A 20,158-nucleotide genomic window follows, 5' to 3' on the forward strand; every position below is an offset into this window, starting at 1 on the left:
GTGTCGCCATAACCTGAATCGATAACGGCAGGACGGCAAGCGGGGGACTGAAGCGCGTCAAGACTGCCTGCAGCGGGTGGCCTTGAGCTTGTTCCGCCGGTCAGTCTTCAAGGTCCTGGGGGCCCAGAATGCCAAGCAAACGGGCCTGGTGGGTTCCCAAGTCGGTCAAGGGCCGCTCGGAGCCCAGCACGACCATAGTGGCCGGGGGCAGTCCAAGATTGAGCAGGTCCAAAAGGTCGGGATCGGAGTTGTCCTCGGCCAGCCATTGTGAGCAGATAGACATGGTGGGCTCATGACCCAGGATGAGGACCCGGCGGTCACGATCCTCGGTCTGCGCCAGCTCGTCGAAGACCGCCTGCATGCCGGATTCATAGAGGGATTCCCGGTAATCGACACGCGGCCCATCCCCCAAGGGCTTGAGCATGCCGTCCAGGGTCTGACGGGCCCGGGGTGCGCCCGAGCAGATGATGCGGTCAGGCACTAGGCCCAAAGCGGTCAAGCCACGGCCCATGGTCCGAGCCTGTCTCTGGCCACGGTCGGTCAGCTGGCGGCTGCGATCGCCCTGCGATCCCTGGCGTCCGGTCTTGGCGTGACGCATGAGCATGAGGGTTCGGCTGCACCGCCGTAGATCCTCAGCCTTCAGACCCTTTCGCAAACCCATCCATGCTTCCTTTCCCGACAATCTCATCAGTCGCCCTTCCCATTATGACAGAGCCCAGTGGATACGCCGGTCATGGGTGATCAGTCTTCCTGATCCTGTCCGCTTTGCAGAGTTCGCACCTGATGGTCCAGGTCACGCAGCACCTTGCGCAGCTTGCGATCGGAGACCCGGCGCAGCTCCAGATCCTCGAGATCCTCCAGGTCCTCCATTTTGCGCTCGCGATTGGAGCCGCTGGTCTCGGCAGGCCCCCGGCCCTGATCCACGTCTGTCTGGTAGTCCTTGGTGGCCCGGATATGCTTGCGCAGAGCCTGCTGGCCGGAAGCCATGGCCCTGCTGGTCAAGAGGAAGCCGGTGTGCCCGATCATCTCATGCTCGGGTCGGACCGCCAGACCGTCGGCCTTCCAGGAGCGCTCCAGGCTCTCCATGATCTCGGGCTCGGTCCACCGGCCGTCGGCGCGCAGGGCCTCGGCCAGCCGGCTGAGCTGGGTGGTAGTGGTCACATAGGCGGTCAGCACGCCGCCGGGGGCCATGACCCGGTAGGCCTGCTCCAGACGGTTCCAGGGGTCCAGCATGTCCAGAACAATACGGTCGAATTCGTCCTCGGGCAGGTCGGCGGCAAGGGTGTCGAAGTCGCCGGTGCGCAGGTCCCACTGGGCAGGGCGCTGTCCAAAGAAGACGGTGGCATTGCCCATGGCTACCCGGGCGAACTCCTCCCGTCGCTCGATGCTGGTCAGCTTCCCCTCCGTGCCGATGGCATCCAGCAGGCCCAGGCTCATGGCCCCTGATCCGGCTCCCGACTCCAGGACCCTCATGCCCGGACGGATGTCGCCCAGGAGGATGACCCTGGCCACGTCCTTGGGGTACATGATCTGGGCGCCGCGTGGCATGGAAAGGATATAGTCCTCCAGCCGGGGGCGCATGACGGTGAAGGCCCATCCCCCTATGCTTCGCGAGGACTTCCAGGGCTTGGCCCTGTCAGGTGCTTCTGTGGCAGTGCCGGCATCCTGCTTGTGGCGCATCCGCCGCCACTTGTCAGCCGATATGGTCACCACCACGGATCCCTCGGGCAGGCCAATCATGGCCTCGTGCGGCAGGAGCCCGTGGTCGGTCTGGGTCAGGCCGCCAGGTTCCAGCATGACCGTCAGCCTGCGGCCACGCCGATCGGTCAGCTGGACCCGCTCCCCTACGCTCAGCGGACCGTATCTAAGGCTCATGCCCCCTCAGTCCTCCTCGCCCTTGGTGAACTGGGAGTTGTAGAGGGAGGCATAGGCGCCTCCGCGCTCCAGCAGCTGGTCGTGGGTGCCTTGCTCGACCACCGAGCCGTGGTTGACCACCAGGATCAGGTCGGCGTCGCGGATGGTGGACAGCCTGTGCGCGATGACGAAGGAGGTTCTGCCCTTGCGCAGGGTGTTCATGGCCTGCTGGACCAGCAGTTCGGTCCTGGTATCCACCGAGGATGTGGCCTCGTCCAGGATCAGGATATCGGGGTCGGACAGGAAGGCCCGGCAGATGGTCATCAGCTGGCGTTCGCCCTGGCTGAGCTCGCTGCTGTCCTCATTGAGGACGGTGTCGTAGCCCTGGGGCAGCTTGCGGATGAACTCGTCCACGTGGGTGGCCTTGGCGCCATCGATCATGGTCTGCTCGGGGATGGTCTGCCCCTCGTCCAGCCCGTAGAGCAGGTTGTCGCGGACGGTGCCGTCGAAAAGCCAGGTGTCCTGCAGGACCATGCCGAAGTGGCTGCGCAGGTCGTGGCGGGTCACCCTGGAGGTGTCCACGCCGTCGATGGTGATGTGCCCGCCCTGGATCTCGTAGAAGCGCATGAGCAGGTTGACCAGGGTGGTCTTGCCGGCGCCGGTGGGCCCGACGATGGCGATGGTCTGCCCGGGCTTGGCCTCGATGGACAGGTCCTTGATCAGCGGCTCGGCCGGATCGTAGGAGAAGCGGACGTGGTCGAAGCGGACGTGGCCCTCGACCTTGCCTCCGGTCTCCTGGCCCAGATGGTCGGGATGCTCGATGTCCGGCACCTCCTCGGCCTCGTCCAGGAAGTCGAAGACCCTGCGGCAGGAGGCCAGGGAGGATTGGAGCATGGTGCCCATGGAGGCCAGCTGGCCGATGGGCTGGGAGGCCTGACGGGTGTACTGGGTGAAGGCCTGCAGGCCGCCCAGGCTCATGCTGCCATTGAGCACATGCACGCCGCCGATGATGACCACGATCACGAAGCTCAGGTTGCCGAAGAAGGTCGACATGGGCGTGACCAGGGCCGAGTAGAAGGAGGCCTTGAAGCTGGCCTGGTAGAGCTCCTGGTTGCGCTCCTCGAACTCCTCTTCAGCCTTGTGCTGATGTCCGAATGCCCGGACCACCAAATGGCCTGAGAACATCTCCTCCACGTGGCTGTTGACCTGGCCGGTGCGTATCCACTGCCTGGTGAACTGGGGCTGGGTCTTCTTGAGGATGACGCCCGCGCACAGGGCCATGACCGGGATGATGACGAAGGCGATCAGGGTCAGCAGGGGCGAGATGGTCAGCATCATGATGAAGGCGCCGATGATGGAGAAGACCGAGAAGAGCAGCTCGCCCAGGATCTGCTGCAGGGTGCCCGAGATGTTGTCGATGTCGTTGGTGGTCCGGCTCATGACCTCGCCGCGCGGGGTCCGGTCGAAGTACTGCAGGGGCAGCCGGTCCAGCTTGTCCTCGATCTGCCTGCGCATGGTATAGACCGCGTCTGAGACCAGCCGGGTCATCAGGAAGTTCTGCACCAGCCTGACCAGGATGGAGATCAGGTAGATGCCGATGACGAACATGAGGATGGTGCCGAAGCGCCCCCAGTCGATGCCCACGCCCACCTGGACGTTCATGGAGTCGATCATCCGGGCGAACTTGTCCTGCCCGCGGGACTGCAGGTAGGTGACCACAGCCTGCCTGGGGGTGCCGGGCTTGGCGCCCATCTTGACCAGCATGGAACCCAGCAGCCCCTCGAAAAGGACGTTGGTGGCCTCGCCCATGACCTTGGGCCCGATGACGATCATGGCCACGGCGATCATGCCGGAGAGGACCATGACGATGACCCTCCAGGGGCTGGCCAGCAGGTAATGGACCAGCCGGCCCACGGTGTGGCGGCGGCCGCCTACGGCCTTCGAGCCTGTATTTGCGCTCAAGTTCCTTGCCATCTACTCGGCCCTCCCCTCGTCAATGCTGAGCTCTTCCACGTCGGGACCCTGCCCGCCCTGGGATTGGACGATCTCCTGGTAGGTGGGGCAGTCCTCCATGAGCTCGTCGTGGGTGCCCCGGCCGACGATGCGGCCTCGGTCCAGGACCAGAATCTGGTCGGCCTCGCGGATGGATGCCGCCCTCTGGGCCACGACGATCTGGGTGGCCTCGCGGGTGACCGGCACCAGGGCCTCGTGCAGGGCTCGGTCGGTGGTCATGTCCAAGGCCGAGAAGGAGTCGTCGAAGGTGTAGATGCGGGGGTTGCGCAGAATGGCCCGGGCCATGCAGAGCCGCTGCTTCTGCCCGCCGGAGAAGTTGGTGCCGCCCTCGGCCACGCGGGCATCAAGGCCCTCGGGGATTTCACGGACGAAGTCCTCGGCCTGGGCGATGCGCAGGGCCTGCCAGATGCGGTCGTCATCGGCATCGGGGTCCCCGTAGTGCATGTTGTCGCGGATGGTGCCAGTGAAGAGGGTGGCCTTCTGCGGGACCGGCCCGAAGATCAGGGCCAGCTGGTCGGGGTCGTACTCGCGCACATCGTGCCCGTCCACCAGGACCTGGCCGTTGGTGACGTCGAACATGCGGTTGGCCAGCCGGATGATGGTGGACTTGCCGGATCCCGTGGCCCCGATGATGGCCGTCGTTGTCCCCGGCCGTGCAGTGAAGGAGATATCCGAAAGGACCGGGTCCTGGGCGCCCGGATAGCTGAAGTCCACATGCTTGAACTCCAGCAGCCCCTGAGGATGCTCGTTGCGGTAGGGATGCTCGGGAGCGGCGATCTCGCTGGTGGCCTCCAGGACCTCGTTGATCCTTCGGGCGGCCACAGCGGCCCTGGGCAGCATGACCGACATCATGGCGGCCATCATCAGGCCTGACAGGATGATCATCAGGTACTGGATGAAGGCCTGCAGGGCGCCGATCTGCATGGCTCCGGAGTCGATGCGGCGGCCGCCGAACCACATGATGGCCACGTTGGACATGTTCAGTAGGAACCACATGAGCGGCACCATCATGCTCATCAGCCGGCCGGTGGAGATCAGGACGCCGTAGACGTCGCGGTTGGCCTTGTCGAAGCGGGCTGCCTCGGTCTTCTCGCGGACGAAGGCACGGATGACCCGCACGCCGGAGATCTGCTCGCGGACCAGGCGGTTGACGGAGTCCAGCATGTTCTGCAGGCGGGTGAACAGGGGGCCCATCCTGCCCATGAGCACCAGGGCCACCAGGAGAATCAGGGGGATGATGACCGCCAGGGACCAGGTCAGGGGGCCGTCCTGGCGCAGGGCCAGAATCAGCCCGCCGATCAGCATGACCGGGGCCTGCAGGATGATCATCAGGGTCTGCATGGTGGTCATCTGCATCTGCTGGACGTCGTTGGTGGTGCGGGTGATCAGGGAACCGGCCGAGAAGCGCTCGATCTCATTGAGGCTGAAGCCCTCCACCGAGGCGAACAGGTCCCTGCGCAGCTCGTAGCCCATCCTCATGGCCAGCCGGGTGGCGCAGTAGACGGCGACCACGTTGGCCACGATCTGGAGGGCGGTGATCCCCATCATCTGCCAGCCGATCCTGTAAATGGCATCCTGGTCGCCCACGGCCACGCCCTTGTCGATGATGTCCGCCTGCAAGTTGGGCAGGTAGAGGTTCAAGGCCGTCTGCGCCACCTGAAAGAGCACCAGAACGGCCACCTGAAGCCAGTAAGGCCGCAGGTAGCGAGTCCATATCTTGATCACGTCAACATCCTTCACGCATACAGGTCTGCCACGGTCCCCGGGCAGACAAACCACCACAGTCTATACCCGTGCCTTGGAGAACGACTTTGCTATTCCTTGAGCTGATATGGGCGTGTCAGAAGGTGGTCAGCAGCAGTGCGTTCAGACGGCGAAGGCACCCCAGCGTCCGTCACGGTGGACCACGGTCAGATCCAGGCCGAAGAGCTCGCTCAGGCGCGGACCGGTCAGTCCACCCTCCAAGGGGCCCTGGTAGACGATGGTGCCCGGATCCGGGTCGCCGGTGTCTGCGGTGTCGGCAGGACGCCGGCCCATCATGGCTATCCGATCGAAGCCCAGAGGAATCTCCTCAAGCCGGTGGGTGACCAGGATGACCGTGCGGTCCTTGTCCTCCCTGCCGATGTCGCTCAAGGCCCTGAGCACCAGCTCCCGGCCGCCCAGATCCAGTCCGGTGGTCGGCTCGTCCAGGATGAGCAGGTCGGGATTGGCCATCAGCGCCCGGCATATCAGCACCCGGCCGCGCTCCCCCTCGGAGAGCCGGTACATGCGCTTGCCCTTGAGGTAGGCGATGCCGAACCGGTCCATCAGGGCCAGGGTGGCCTCTTCCTGCTTGGCCGTGAAGGTCTCCCTCCAGCGTCCGGTGGTATCGCTGAAGGCTGTCAGCACCACGTCGTAGGGATCCTCCTGGGGGCTGATGGTCTTGGCCAGGCCAGCCGAGGCCAGACCAATCCGATGCCGGTAGGAGAAGACGTTCACCTTGCCCAGCCGGTTGCCCAGGATCTCCACGCTGCCAGTGCTGGGGAAGCCTCGGGTGCTCATCATGGCCACCAGGGTGGATTTGCCCACGCCGTTGGGCCCGAAGAGCACCCACTTCTGCCCCTGGCCCACCTCAAGGTTGACATCGTTCAGTATGACCCGGCCCTGACGGCGGAATCCCACGTGCTGCATGAGCACGGCCTGCTGTTCTGCCACGCTTTCGGTCATGGTCACAGGGCCGTTCCGTAGGAGTCCAGGCGTGGATTGTCCCGGTTGCCGCCGACCAGGAAAAGCCCCAGCACGCCCAAGCAGAAGACTGCCGCGATGGCGATGGTGGCCCAGATGGGAACGTGGGGCAGCCACATGCAGACCAGGAAGGCCAGGCCAGAGCAGATGATCAGGGCCCAGACCAGGATTCGCAGCCATTGACGCACGCCGCTGGGAGCCCTGAGCAGACGGGGATTGCGGTCATTGGGGTCCACGGAGTCCTTCTGCACCAGGTCATCGGTATGCCCGGTGGGCTTCCACTCGGCGCCCTGGCCAGCCTCCAGCCGGCGGGAGCGTTCCTGCAAGGCCCGTTCGTCCATCACTCCTGCCCTGCCCTTGGCCGTCATCCTCCGGTCGTCGCTGCCGCCACGGCGGCTCCGCTTGGCCTGCGCCCTACGTTCAGCGCGGTTGGTCATATCCCACTGCCTCCATCCCTTCGATCGGCACCATACCTTTTCATATTAGCGTGGGCGCTTGTCGGCCGCAGGCAGGGCCATGGCGCGCTCATCGGCTCGGATGGGGGCGGGCAATTCAGTGGCGCCAGTCAGATACCGGTCCACGGCCGCCGCGCAGGAACGGCCCTCGGCCAGGGCCCAGACCACCAGGGACTGGCCGCGTCCGGCATCACCGCACACGAAGATGCCGTCACGTTCGGTGGCGTAGTCGGCATTCCGTGCCACGTTGCCGCGCGGGTCCAGCCCTAGGCCGGTCTGTCCGGTCAGGGTGGCCGTCTCGGGATGGGCAAAGCCAATGCTGATCAGCACCAGGTCGGCAGGCAGGACCCGCTCGGTGTCGGGTTGGGGAATGATTCGGTCCTGGTCGTCACGGCTGACATCCACCACGCGAACGCCGCGAACCCGTCCCTCATGGTCCCGGTCAAAACCTGTCGGGGCGCTGGTCTGGTCCAGGCTGATCCGGTCATCGGAACCATCGCCCAGGTATTCCAGGCTGTCCACCGCGTACTCGTAGTGGCCGCCCTCCTCCATGGAAGAGGTGGGATTGTAGAGCCGGGCGTAGGTTGGCCAAGGCCGGTTATCGGGCCTGGATGAGGGCTCTTTGGGTCGGATCTGCAGGACGGTGACCGACTTGGCGCCATCTCGCAGGGCCGTGCCCAGGCAGTCCGAACCTGTGTCGCCGCCGCCGATGATGATGACGTCCTTGCCGGCGGCATCGATGTTGTTGATGGGCTCGCGGCCCATGAGTTTGCGGGTAGGGTCGGGCAGGAAGTCCATGGCGTAGTGGATGCCCTTCAGCTCCCTGCCGGGAAGGTCCACCCGCCGGGGATCGGTGGAACCGATGGCCACCACCAGGGCGTCATAGCGGGCCCGCAGCTGGTCCCAGCCCAGGTCCCGGCCCACCTCGACGCCGGTGCGGAATCGGGTCCCCTCGGCCTCCATCTGCTCCAGCCGACGGTCCAGCAGGGATTTCTCCAGCTTGAAGGCGGGGATGCCGTAGCGCAGGAGTCCGCCAATGGCATCGGCGCGCTCATAGACCACCACCGTGTGCCCGGCCCGGGTCAGCTGCTGGGCGCAGGCCAGCCCTGCAGGGCCCGACCCGACCACGGCCACGGTCATGTCAGTCAGCCGCTGGGGCGGCCTGGGCTTGACCAGGCCCAGGGACCAGGCCTGGTCGATGATGGTCTGCTCGTCCAGCTTGATGGTGGTGGCCGGCTGGTGGATGGAGAGCACGCAGGAGGACTCGCAGGGAGCCGGACAGATCCGTCCGGTGAACTCCGGGAAGTTGTTGGTCAGGCTCAGCCGTTCGTAGGCCTCCTCCCAGCGGCCCCATGACAGCAAATCGTTGAACTCGGGGATCAGGTTGCCCAGGGGGCAGCCGGTCATGCAGAAGGGGGTGCCGCAGTCCATGCAGCGGGCGGCCTGCTCGGCGGTCCAGGGACCAGGGCCAGTGGTCTGGTGCACGTCCCGCCAGTCCTTCAGGCGTTCGGATACCGGGCGCTCGGCCAGCTCGTGCCGGGTGCGTACCTTGAGGAATCCCTTGGGGTCGACCATATCAGTGCGCTCCTTCCATGACCTGGGCGTAGGTGGCGTCCCAGACGCCGGGCTCGTTGAAGTCCACCTGCTCGCGTTCGGCCTCTTCCATGGCCTTCTTCATGGCCAGATAACGACGGGGAACCAGATGGGTGAACCGGGCCAGCGCGCTCGGCCAGTCCTCCAGCAGCCCGGCCGCAGCCTTTGACCCGGTCAGCCGGACATGCTCCGCTATCAGTTCCTTGAGCATGGCCGCCTGGTCCTGGTCGGGCTCCAAGGCCAGCAGGGAGCCGTCATTCCAGGCTTGCGGATTCAGCCGGGAGGTGTCCATGTCCAGCAGGTAGGCATCCCCTCCCGAGAAGCCGGCGCCGAAGTTGCGCCCTGTGGGACCCAGAACCACCACCAGGCCGCCTGTCATGTACTCGCAACCGTGGTCGCCCAAGCCCTCGACCACGAAACGGCCGCCCCCGTTGCGGACGGCGAAGCGCTCCCCGGCCCGGCCGGCCACGAACATGTCGCCCGAGGTGGCGCCGAATCCAGCCACGTTGCCGCAGATGACGGTCTGGTGCGGATCGAACCTGACGCCTTGGGCAGCTTGGAGGATCAGACGGCCGCCGGACAGGCCCTTGCCTGCATAGTCGTTGGCCTCGCCGATCACCCGGATGGTCTCGCCCCTGGGGATGAATGCACCCAGGGATTGACCGGCAGAACCTGTCAACGTGATGTCCACGGTGTCCACAGGCAGGCCGGCGGCTCCGTATTGGCGGGTGATCCTGTAGCCCAGCATGGTGCCCACGCTCCGGTTGACGTTGCGCACGGTTGACTTGATGGCCACCGGACGACCCTCGTCCAGGGCGTCGACGGCCTGATTGATCAGGTCCACATCCAGGGACTTGTCCAGTTCGTGATCCTGGGCCTGCGTGTGGTGCAGCACCGTGCCCGGGGTGGGGCCAGGCTTGCGCAGGATGGCATCCAGGTCGATGCCCTGGCTCTTCCAGGTGCGCACGGAGGGGTCCCGGCGCAGGCACTCCACGTGGCCGACCGCCTCCTCCAGGCTGGCGAATCCCAGGGAGGCCAGGATCTCCCGCACCTGACGGGCCATGAACATGAAGAAGTTGACCAGGTCCTCGGGCCGGCCTGTGAAGCGCGAGCGCAGCTCCGGATCCTGGGTGGCTATGCCCTGGGGGCAGGTGTTCTTGTGGCAGGCCCGCATCATGACGCAGCCCTCCACCTGCAGCGCCGTGGTGGCGAAGCCGAACTCCTCGGCCCCCAACAGGGCGGCTATGACCACGTCGCGGCCGGTCTTGAGTTCCCCGTCGCACTGGACCACGATCCGCGAGCGCAGATCGTTCATGACCAGGGTCTGCTGGGTCTCGGCCAGACCCAGCTCCCAGGGGGTGCCCGCGTGCTTGATGGCGTTGAGCGGCGCCGCCCCCGTGCCGCCGTCCTGGCCCGAGATGAGGACCACATCGGCATGGCACTTGGCCACGCCCGCGGCCACGGTTCCCACCCCGTGCTCGGAGACCAGCTTGACGTGGATGCGGGCTTGGGGGTTGGCCATCTTCAGGTCGTGGATCAGCTGCTTCAAGTCCTCGATGGAGTAGATGTCGTGGTGGGGCGGAGGCGAGATGAGCTCGACACCGGGTGTGGAACGCCTGACCTGGGCGATCCAGGGCGGGACCTTGGCACCGGGAAGGTGGCCGCCCTCCCCCGGCTTGGCTCCCTGAGCCAGCTTGATCTGCAGGTCGGTGGCCGAGACCAGGTAGTCGCTGGTCACCCCGAACCGGGCCGAGGCCACCTGCTTGATGCGGCTGGTCCGAGCCGGGTCTGCAATCCGGTCCGGGGATTCGCCGCCCTCGCCCGAGTTGGACCGGGCGCCGAGCCGATTCATGGCCAGGGCCATGGTCTCATGGGCCTCCTGGGAGATGGACCCGTAGCTCATGGCGCCGGTGGAGAAGCGGGTGACGATGGACTCGGCGGGCTCCACCTGGTCCAGCGGTATGGGCGCCCTGTCGGAGTGCAGCTCCATGAGGCCGCGCAGGGTCATGCCCTGCTTGGCCGCCGCGTTCACATGGTCGGTGTAGGCCCGGAACAGCCCGTAGTCCCCTCGCTTGGTGGACTGCTGGAGCAGGAAGATGGATTCGGGGTCGTTCAGGTGGTCCTCGCCGGTGCGTCGCCAGTGGTAGTTGCCGCCTGTCTCCAGATCATGCCCGGATCCGGCGGTCCACTCGATGGGGTAGGCCACCCGATGGCGCTGGGCCACCTCGGCGGCTATCTCATCCAGGCCAATGCCGCCCACTAGGGAGGTGGTGCCGGTGAACCAGCGGTCGATGACCTCCTGGCTCAGCCCGACGGCCTCGAAGAGCTGGGAGCCCCGGTAGGACATGATGGTGCTCACGCCCATCTTGCTCATGATCTTCAGGACCCCGGTGCTCAGGGCCCGGACCAGGTTGGCGGAGGCCTTTTCGGCGCTCACATGCAGGTCGCCGCTGTTGGCCAGGTTCTCCACCGACTCCAGGGCCAGGTAGGGGTTGACGCAGGCGGCGCCGTAGGCGATCAGCAGGGCCACATGGTGGACCTCGCGCACGTCGCCGGCCTCCACTGCCAGGGAGACCTGGGTGCGGGTGTGCCGACGGAGCAGGTGGTGCTGGACGGCACCGGTCAGCAGCAGGGAGGGTATGGGCCCCCAGATGTGGTTGGAGTCCCGGTCGGACAGGACAAGCACATTGCAGCCCTCCTCGATGGCCCGATCCACCTCCCCTTCGATGGCCTCCAGACGCTCCTCAAGGGCCTTGCCGCCTCCGGCCACCTGGTAGAGGCCGCGGATCAGACGGGGGCGGAAGCGGCCTTCCAGGACCGGCGCCCGGTCCAGGCGCTTGATCTGCGCCATCTGGACGGAGTCCACCACCGGCAGGTCGATGTGGATCTTCCAGGCGTGCTCGGGGGTGTCCTCCAAAAGGTTGGGCTCGGGCCCGATGGCCGAGGCGATGCTGGTCACCAGCTCCTCGCGCTCCCAGTCCAGGGGCGGGTTGGTGACCTGGGCGAACTTCTGGGTGAAGTAGTCGAAGAGCATGCGCGAGCGGCGTGAGAGCACGGCAATGGGCGCGTCATTGCCCATGGACCCGATGGGCTCGCTGCCGGTTTCGGCCATGGGCCCCAGCAGCATGGTCAGGTCCTCCCGGGTGTAGCCGAAGGCCTGCTGCCGGCGATGGACCGAGATGCGCGAGTAATTGACATGCTCGCGCTCGGGCAGGTCGTCCAGGCGGACGGTCCGTTCGGCGATCCACTTCCTGTAGGGGTGCAGACCGGCCAGCTGGCGCTTGATCTCGCTGTCGGGCACGATCCGGCCCTCTTTGGTGTCGGCCAGGAACATGCGTCCAGGCTCCAGCCTGCCCTTGGCGACGATGGACTCCTGGGGCGTATCCTCAAGGACGCCGGCCTCCGAGGCCAGGACCAGGTGGCCGTCCTCGGTCAGCTGCCAGCGGCCTGGGCGCAGGCCATTGCGGTCCAGCTGGGCGCCCACCAGGGTTCCGTCGGTGAAGACGATGGCCGCCGGGCCGTCCCATGGCTCGATCAGGGCGTCGTTGTACTGGTAGAAGGCCCTCAGGTCCGGATCCATGTCCGGATCCTGCTGCCAGGCCGGAGGCATCATCATGGAGACGGCGTGGGGCAGGGACCGCCCGGCCAGGTGGAGCAGCTCCAGGGTCTCGTCGAAGGTGCCTGAGTCCGAGGCTCCAGGGGTGTTGACCGGCAGCAACGGGGCCATGTCGCCCAGCAGTTCCGAGCTCAGCTTTCCCTCGCGGGCCGACACCCAGTTGCGGTTGCCCTGGATGGTGTTGATCTCACCGTTGTGGGCGATCATCCTGAAGGGCTGGGCCAGCGGCCAGGAGGGGAAGGTGTTGGTGGAGAAGCGGGAGTGGACGATGGCCAGGCGGGCCTTCAAGACCGAGTCACCCAGATCGGGGAAGAAGCCCTGCAGCTGCTTGGTGGTCAGCATGCCCTTGTAGGTGATGGTACGGCAGGACAGGGAGGCGAAGTAGACGCCCAGCTCGTGCTCGGCCCGCTTGCGGACCCGGTAGCCCAGCCGCTCCAGATCCAGTCCTCCGCGGCTATCCGGCCCGGCGTCGCACATGATGGGCATAAGGAATCTGGGCATGGAGGCCAGAGCCTGCAGACCCAGTCCGTCAGGATCGGTGGGCACTGACCGCCAGGCCAGGACGCGCAGCCCCTCCTGGCCAGCGATCGATGCTATGGCCTCCTCCTGGCTGGCAGCCTGAGCCGGGTCCCTGTCCAGGAAGGCCATGCCCGCCAGATAGTGGCCGGCTTCGGGCAGATCCCGGCAGACCCGGGTGCGCATGAACTCGTCAGGCATGGAGAGCATGATGCCGGCCCCGTCGCCGGTGTTGGGCTCGGCTCCCACGGCCCCTCGGTGGTCCAGGTTGACCAGGACGCGGATGCCCTGTTCGACGATCAGTCTTTCATCCCGTCGGTTCAGGGTGGCCACCATGCCGAAACCGCAGGCATCGTGTTCCGTATCAGGGTCGTAGAGCCCTTGCGGGCCGTGGACATGCAGATCGAGAGGGGCCGTGAATGACACCGCAATCACCTCATTCGTGGACGGGGGCGGGGCCGGCATGCTCCACCCTTGAGGAGCCTTGTCAATGGTGAATCAACAGAATAATGCATCCACAGGTGACATCCGTGTAACGTTCCGCAGTGTCTAACGAATTCCTACCGCCTCCAGGACCTGGTCGATGACCAGATCGTTGAGCAGGCGGCCCCGGCGGGTCACCTGGATTCGGTCACGCACGGGCAGCAGGAGGCCCTGATCGACCAGATCCTTAAGAATCTTCGGGTCGGCCGGACGACCCGCCTGCCTGGTCAGCCGATCCAGCCCCAGGCCTTCCGGCAGGCGCAGGGCCAGCATGACCGTCTCCTCCAGGTCCTGCCTGAAGCCCAGAAGCTCGGCATCCTGCCAGGGCACAAGTCCGGCGTCCATGGCGGCGGCCCAGTCCCTGGGGTGGGCGATGTCCCAGGAGCGAATGGCCCTGGCACGCCGCTCCCCCAGGCCGGGCTCCGGCGATAGCCACCAGCGTGCCCCGGTATCGGCCTCTTGCGCCGCTGCTGTTCCTGTGGCCCTGAACCCGGGCGAGACGGACGGCATAGGCTCCTGTTCCCGAGCTTCATCCACCGGCGCCATGCCTGTGTCCTGGCCTTCCAGAGCACGATAGTGGGAGTGGGCGCCGGGGCCGATGCCGGCCCAGTCCACGTTGTGCCAGTAGCCCAGGTTGTGGCGGCTCTCCTGGCCGGGGCGGGCCCAGTTGGAGATCTCATACCAGTAGAGGCCTGCCTGGGAGAGCATGTCGTCAGCCATCTCGTACTTGGCTGCCTCGTCGTCATCATCGGGGGCGGGCAGCTGGCCCCGGCGCACGGCTCGGCCCATCTTGGTGGTGGGCTCCAGGGTCAGGGCGTAGGCGGAGACATGGTCCACGCCCAGGTCCAGGGCCGCCTGCAGGCTGGTCCGCCAATCCTCAAGCCGCTCCCCCGGCGTTCCGTAGATCAGGTCCACACTGGCCCTGAGTCCCAAGTCCTTGGCGGCGGCCACATCTGTGGTCACATTGGCCGGGGTATGGGTGCGGTCCAGGGTGGCCAGGACGCTGGGCACCGCTGACTGCATGCCGAAGGAGACCCGATTGATGCCGCCCCGAAGCAGCTGCTCCAGATAGGCCCGATCAACGGTGTCGGGGTTGGCCTCGGTGGTGACCTCGGCCCCGGGGGACAGCCCCCAAAGGTCGGCCACGGCCTCGACCATGCGCACCAGATCCTGGGCCGGCAGAATGGTGGGCGTGCCTCCGCCGAAGAAGATGGTGGACACGGGCGGCTCTATCAGGCCTCGGGAGGTCTGCCAGTCGCGGACCATGCGCATCTCCTGGATGGCCAGGTCGGCATAGTGCTCCCGGCTGGCGCCCCCGCCCAGGTCGCGGGCCGTGTAGGTGTTGAAGTCGCAGTAGCCGCAGCGGCGCATGCAGAAGGGCACATGGATGTAGACCTGGTAGGATCCCACCCGTTCAGCCCTCCTTCCTGGCTGCGGCCCGGATCTTGTCCTTGGTGTCCCGGTCCTGGGCCTGGCCGGTGCTCAGGGCGGCGATGAAGGCCTCCTGGGGCACCTCGACATGTCCCAGCATCTTCATGCGTTTCTTGCCGGCCTTCTGCTTCTCCAGCAGCTTGCGCTTGCGGGTGATGTCCCCGCCGTAGCACTTGGCCAGCACGTCCTTGCGCAGGGCGCTGATGGTCTCCCGGGCGATGATGCGCGACCCTATGGCCGCCTGGATGGGGATCTCGAACTGCTGGCGCGGAATCAGCTTGCGCAGCTTCTTGGTCATCATCACCCCGTAGGCGTAGGCCTTGTCCTTGTGGACGATGGCCGAGAAGGCGTCGATCTTCTCCCCCTGGATGAGGATGTCCACCTTGACCAGGTCGGCGGACTGGGTGCCGTCGGGCTGGTAGTCCAGGCTGGCGTAGCCCTTGGTCCGGCTCTTCAACTGGTCGAAGAAGTCGAAGACGATCTCGGCCAGGGGCATCCTGTAGTGCATCTCGACGCGCTCGGGGCTCAGATACTCCATGGTCCCCATCTGCCCGCGATGGTCCTGGCAGAGCTCCATGACCGGTCCGATGAACTCCTTGGGGGTGATGATATCGGCGCTGACCACCGGTTCCAGAATCCGGCGAACCTTGCCGTCGGGGAACTCGCTGGGGTTGGTCACCGTGTGCTCGCTGCCGTCCTCCATGGTCACCTGATAGGTGACGTTGGGGGCCGTGGCGATCAGATCCATGCCGAACTCCCTGCTCAGGCGCTCGGTGACGATCTCCATGTGCAGCAGCCCCAGGAAGCCGCAGCGGAAGCCGAAGCCCAGGGCTACCGAGGTCTCCGGCTCGTAGACCAGGGCGGCATCGTTGAGCTTGAGCTTGTCCAGGGCATCGCGCAGCTCGGGGAACTGGGCGTTGTCGATGGGGAAAAGCCCGGAATAGACCATGGGCTGGGGGTCCTGATAGCCGGGCAGGGGCTCCTTGGCCGGGTTGGCCTCGGTGGTGACCGTGTCGCCCACCTTGGACTGGCTGACGTCCTTGACGCCGGTGATCACATAGCCGACTTCCCCGGCACCCAGGGCTTTGGTGGGTGTCATGTCGGGGCTGATCACCCCTAGCTCGATGGGGTCGTGCACGGTCGCCCGGCCCATCATGCGGATCTTCTGGCGCTCCTTGAGCTCGCCGTCCACCATCCGGATGTAGGTGACGATTCCCCGGTAGGAGTCGTAGACCGAGTCGAAGATCAGAGCCCGGGCCGGGGCCTTGGGATCCCCCTTGGGGGCCGGCACCTGGTCCACGATGCGGTCCACCAGCTCACGGATCCCCTGGCCGGTCTTGCCCGACACCCGGAGCACCTCGTCCGTGGAGCAGCCGATCAGGTTGGCGATCTCCTCGGCGTGCTTGTCCGGCTCGGCCGAAGGCAGGTCGATCTTGTTGAGGACGGGGATGATGGTCAGGTCATCCTCCAGGGCCATATAGAGGTTGGAGAGGGTCTGCGCCTCGATGCCCTGGGTGGCGTCCACCAGCAAAACCGCGCCCTCGCAGGCCTCCAAGGCCCGGGATACCTCGTAGGTGAAGTCCACGTGGCCCGGGGTGTCGATCATGCCCAGGGTGTATTCGACGCCGTCCTTGACCCAGGGCAGGCGAACGGCCTGGGACTTGATGGTGATGCCACGCTCCTGCTCGATGTCCATCCTGTCCAGGAACCGGTCGTGCATCTCGCGCTTGGGCACAATCCCGCTCAGCTGCAGGATCCGGTCGGCCACCGTGGATTTGCCGTGATCGATGTGGGCGATGATGCAGAAGTTGCGGATCAGCGATTGGTCGGTGAATCCTGGTTGGTTCTTGGCTTCCTGCACCGGTCTGCTCTCCTCACGTACGTCTGGTCTAACGATTCTAGACGATGCCCTGGGCCGAAGCGCCCGCCTATGGCGGATTCTTCTCCCGGTCGGGTGCTACTATGGTGGGTTGTCTGTACAGATACATTCATCGTTTGGAGCAACATTGGCAAACATCAAGTCGCAGAAGAAGCGGGTCATCACCAACGAAAAGGCGCACCTGCGCAACAAGGAGGTCAAGAGCGCAATCAAGACCTCCGTGCGTTCCGTGCGCAAGGCCGTGGATGCCGGTGACAAGGAGGCCGCTCAGGCTGCCTACCAGGTGGCCGCCCGCCGTCTGGACAAGGCCGCCGGCAAGGGTGTTATTCACCGCAACCAGGCCGCCAACCGCAAGTCCGGTCTGGCCAACGCCGTCAACGCCCTCTGAACCGGGTGCCCAGAAGGGCCGGTGATCCAAGCGCTTGGGTCACCGGCCCTTCTTCGTATCCGGTTTCAGGTCGGAATCCTCGTCGGTGTGCTTGATGGTGACACTGATGTTCGACCGGCCACGCATCAGATGACGGATGGCCCTGGCCAGCTGGGCATCGTTGAGCGGCAGCCGGGCCGAGCGCCGGTCCACCGCCCCAGGCACCAGAATGTTGAATTTCACCGAGATGATGCGCAGGACGACCACCAGGGCCACGATGGCCAGGTCCAGGGCCATGTCGACCCGGGCCGGATAGAGCCCATGCTGCTGGGCGCGCGTGGAGGCCAGGGTCAGCATGCAGCCGATCAGGGAGGGCAATGCATACCAATGCTGGTCCTGGATGACCGCAGGCACCTGGTTGAGGAGGATGTCTCGCAGCAGGCCGCCGACCAGGGCCGTGGCCATGCCCATGAAGATGGCCGTCATGCCACCGGTTCCACTCATCAGCGCCTTGGCCGTGCCGTTGACGGCAAAGGATCCCAGGGCCATGGCATCAGTGACCAGCATGGACCAGGTCATCCTGCTGATTTCAGGATGGGCGACAGCCACCACCAGGCCGGATGCCAGGGTGACGATGACCGAGCCCTTGTCGGTAATGCCGCTGGGCGGCACCTGACCCAGAAGAACGTCTCGGACCACCCCGCCTCCCAGGGCACTGATCCAGGAGACCAGCAGAATGGAGATGATGTCGTAGCCCTTGCGCACGGCAGCCAGGCCACCCGAAAGCCCGCAGCTGAATATGCCCAGGTACTCGATGACCATGAAGATCAGGTTCCCCTCCAAGGCCGTCTTCATCCCGCGCTTCTCCTCCTGGAATCGTCCCGCACTCAAGTCTGTCTATAGATTAGCCAAGCACAGAGCTGAACAGGCCGGTGATGTGCGCAAGGCCACAAATATGAAGGAAGGCGACCCAAGGCAAAACGTCGCCCTGAAGTCGCCTTCCATTCAAGACCTGTCAGGCAGGAATGGGGTCAGCGCTCAGCAGACCTTCCACATCCAGTCGTGCGGGTCTTCGATCTCGCCCAGCTGAATGCCCAGGAGCTCGTTGCGCAGGTCCATGGTGACCTTGCCAGAGCCGCCGTCGGCCACCTGGACGTCGAAGTTCTCGGACTTGAAGCGTCCGATGGGGGTGATGATGGCGGCGGTTCCGCAGGCGAACACCTCGGTGACCTCGCCCGAGCGGATGTCGTCCAGCAGGGTGTCCAGGCGGATCATGGTCTCCACCACATCCCTGCCGTGATCCTGGGCCAGGGCGATCAGGGAGTTGCGGGTGACGCCGGGCAGAATGGTTCCGGTCAGGCTGGGGGTCTCCAGGTGCCCGTCCTTGTGGACGGTGAACATGTTCATGCCGCCCAGCTCCTCCAGGTAGGTCTTGGTGGCCGCGTCGACGAAGCAGACCTGCTCGCAGCCATGCTCGGCGCCGCGGTTCTCACCCAGCAGGGAGGCCGCATAGTTGCCGCCGCACTTGGCGAAGCCGGTGCCGCCAGGGCCGGTGCGGAACCACTTGTCCTCCACCCAGATGCTGACCGGCTTGACCCCGCCGGCGAAATAGGGTCCCGAGGGCGAGGCGATGACGCAATAGTCCACCGCATGCGGGGCGCGCACGCCCAGGAAAGGCTCGGAAGCGAACATGTAGGGGCGCATATAGAGCGTGTACTCGCGCCGCTTGGGCACCCAGGCCGCGTCACGGCGGACCAGGGCCGCGACCGATCCCAGGAAGTCATCGGGCTCAAGCGGAGGCAGGGCCAGACGCTTGGCTGAATTGTAGAAGCGCTGGGCGTTGGCATCGGGCCGGAAGAGCCAGATGGAGCCGTCGTCGTGGTAGTAGGCCTTGAGTCCCTCGAAGGCCTCCTGGGCATAGTGGAGCACCGATGCCCCCGGATCCAGGCTGAGCGGTCCGTAGGCCTCAACCCTGCGATCCTTCCAGCCGTCGTCCGAAGTCCAACCCATGTGGGTCATGTTGTCTGAGAAGAGCTGGCCGAAGGCGGGCTTGTCAATCAGCCGGGCACGCTCCTCGTCAGAGGCGGGATGATCGTTGGGAATGACCTTGAAAGCGTCCGCCAACTCATTGAGTGCCTTCGGGTCGTGATGTGATTGCTCTGCCATTGTCTACCACTTCTTCTTGCTGCTGTATTTGTTTGCTCGGGTGCAATGCTTATGGCGATGCCCGGTACCCGAACTATCGCATAGGCAGGCCTTGACCTGTTCAGCGCATTTCGCATAGTGACCGTCATAGGCAAAAAGGCCGCGGGATCGTGATGATCCCACGGCCTTAGCAGCAAACGCCTTGGCAGTGACGAACCTCTGGGTTCACTCGCTCTGGGCGTCAGCCTCCGGCGCGGCTTCCGCATCGGCCTGTTCGGTCTCCTCGGTGGGGGTCTCCAGGCTCTCCTCCTTGGGGATCTCGACGGAGACGATGGATTCCTCCATATCGTCGATGATCAGCTCGGAGCCCTCGGGCAGCTTGACATCCTTGGCCAGGATCCTGTCGCCCTCGGACAGGCCCTCCACACTGATGTCGATGCGCTCGGGCAGGTTGGACACGTCGGCCCGGACCTGCAGGTTCTGGGTGTCGATCAGGGCCACGGCGGCGCCCTTGGTCTCGCCGCTGACGAAGACGGGCACCTCCACGGTGACCTTCTCGCCTGCGCGGACCTCATAGAAGTCGATGTGCTCCACCTGGCGCTTGACCGGGTTGCGCTGCACGTCCTTGACCACGGCCGTCTTGGTCTGCCCGCCGAAGCTGATGGAGAAGAGGGCGTTGGCGCGACGCAGGGCCAGAGTGGTCTCGCGCATGGGCAGCTTGATGTAGTCGGGCTGGGCGCCGCCGGCGTAGATGGTGGCGGGAATCTGCTGGGCCACGCGCATGCGGCGTGCCGCCCCCTTGCCGAATTGATCGCGGACTTCGCCCTCGAGCTTAATGGTGTTAGCCATGTTGGCTTCCTTCCTTGTCTAGTTCCTCAAGACCGACCTGGGCCGGTCCTGGCGCATCGCCGCGTCGGATTCCGGACCGCCCATAAGGAAAGGCCGCCGATGATCCAGCCGAGTCGATAACGGAGGCCATGAAGCCTCCCTCGCCAAAGCAACGTGCCTACTTTAGCACCGGGCCCTCCCTTCTCCAAGTAGGCGGCTATTCTGGACATATCCCGCGATTATTGAAGGAGACA

General features: G+C 65.4%; 14 protein-coding genes. 1 reads left to right on the forward strand and 13 read right to left on the reverse strand.

Going from position 1 to position 20,158, the window contains the following annotated elements:
• Positions 1-100: 100 nt before the first annotated feature.
• The 10 genes from QRX40_RS04385 to lepA form a co-directional block, all read right to left on the reverse strand.
• Positions 101-661 (reverse strand): histidine phosphatase family protein, encoded by a 561-nt coding sequence (locus tag QRX40_RS04385; RefSeq protein ID WP_313836551.1) that lies wholly within the window; start codon positions 659-661, stop codon positions 101-103.
• Between the two features lie 80 nt (positions 662-741).
• A complete protein-coding gene (locus QRX40_RS04390) occupies positions 742-1,875 on the reverse strand; it encodes a tRNA (adenine-N1)-methyltransferase (protein WP_313836553.1) in 1,134 nt (377 codons plus the stop codon).
• Positions 1,876-1,881: 6 nt separating this feature from the next.
• Positions 1,882-3,816 carry an ABC transporter ATP-binding protein gene (locus QRX40_RS04395; protein WP_313836555.1) on the reverse strand — a complete coding sequence of 645 codons (1,935 nt, stop codon included), beginning with the start codon at positions 3,814-3,816 and terminating at the stop codon, positions 1,882-1,884.
• Between the two features lie 12 nt (positions 3,817-3,828).
• A complete protein-coding gene (locus QRX40_RS04400; RefSeq protein WP_313836556.1) occupies positions 3,829-5,592 on the reverse strand; it encodes an ABC transporter ATP-binding protein in 1,764 nt (587 codons plus the stop codon).
• A 141-nt stretch (positions 5,593-5,733) separates the two neighbouring features.
• Positions 5,734-6,573 carry an ATP-binding cassette domain-containing protein gene (locus tag QRX40_RS04405; protein ID WP_313836736.1) on the reverse strand — a complete coding sequence of 280 codons (840 nt, stop codon included), beginning with the start codon at positions 6,571-6,573 and terminating at the stop codon, positions 5,734-5,736.
• A gap of 2 nt (positions 6,574-6,575) precedes the next feature.
• Positions 6,576-7,028: a hypothetical protein gene (locus tag QRX40_RS04410; protein ID WP_029678776.1), complete on the reverse strand. Its 453-nt coding sequence runs from the start codon at positions 7,026-7,028 to the stop codon at positions 6,576-6,578.
• A 45-nt stretch (positions 7,029-7,073) separates the two neighbouring features.
• Positions 7,074-8,621, reverse strand: coding sequence for a glutamate synthase subunit beta (locus QRX40_RS04415; protein WP_313836559.1), 1,548 nt, complete (start codon positions 8,619-8,621; stop codon positions 7,074-7,076).
• A gap of 1 nt (position 8,622) precedes the next feature.
• The gene (gene gltB / locus QRX40_RS04420) at positions 8,623-13,197 is read right to left on the reverse strand and encodes a glutamate synthase large subunit (protein WP_313836561.1); all 4,575 of its coding nucleotides are present in this window, start codon (positions 13,195-13,197) and stop codon (positions 8,623-8,625) included.
• 123 nt (positions 13,198-13,320) lie between these two features.
• The gene (hemW, locus tag QRX40_RS04425) at positions 13,321-14,664 is read right to left on the reverse strand and encodes a radical SAM family heme chaperone HemW (RefSeq protein WP_313836563.1); all 1,344 of its coding nucleotides are present in this window, start codon (positions 14,662-14,664) and stop codon (positions 13,321-13,323) included.
• A 4-nt stretch (positions 14,665-14,668) separates the two neighbouring features.
• Positions 14,669-16,546 carry a translation elongation factor 4 gene (gene lepA, locus QRX40_RS04430; RefSeq protein ID WP_101432419.1) on the reverse strand — a complete coding sequence of 626 codons (1,878 nt, stop codon included), beginning with the start codon at positions 16,544-16,546 and terminating at the stop codon, positions 14,669-14,671.
• A 145-nt stretch (positions 16,547-16,691) separates the two neighbouring features.
• Here lepA and rpsT point away from each other — a divergent pair, with 145 nt between their 5' ends.
• Complete coding sequence (rpsT, locus tag QRX40_RS04435) at positions 16,692-16,952, forward strand: 30S ribosomal protein S20 (protein ID WP_015021872.1); 261 nt, start codon at positions 16,692-16,694, stop codon at positions 16,950-16,952.
• A 39-nt stretch (positions 16,953-16,991) separates the two neighbouring features.
• Here rpsT and QRX40_RS04440 read toward each other — a convergent pair whose 3' ends face one another.
• The 3 genes from QRX40_RS04440 to QRX40_RS04450 form a co-directional block, all read right to left on the reverse strand.
• Entirely contained in the window at positions 16,992-17,786 is a 795-nt protein-coding gene (locus tag QRX40_RS04440) for a TRIC cation channel family protein (RefSeq protein ID WP_313836567.1), read from the reverse strand.
• A gap of 183 nt (positions 17,787-17,969) precedes the next feature.
• On the reverse strand, positions 17,970-19,097 hold the full coding sequence (locus QRX40_RS04445; protein WP_313836568.1) for a branched-chain amino acid aminotransferase: 1,128 nt from the start codon (positions 19,095-19,097) through the stop codon (positions 17,970-17,972).
• A gap of 204 nt (positions 19,098-19,301) precedes the next feature.
• Positions 19,302-19,925, reverse strand: a complete 624-nt coding sequence (locus tag QRX40_RS04450) for a 50S ribosomal protein L25/general stress protein Ctc (RefSeq protein WP_045924467.1) — start codon at positions 19,923-19,925, stop codon at positions 19,302-19,304.
• Between the last annotated feature and the right edge of the window lie 233 nt (positions 19,926-20,158).

It is taken from the genome of Bifidobacterium sp. H6bp9 (assembly GCF_032193695.1).
Lineage (GTDB): Bacteria > Actinomycetota > Actinomycetes > Actinomycetales > Bifidobacteriaceae > Bombiscardovia > Bombiscardovia kimbladii.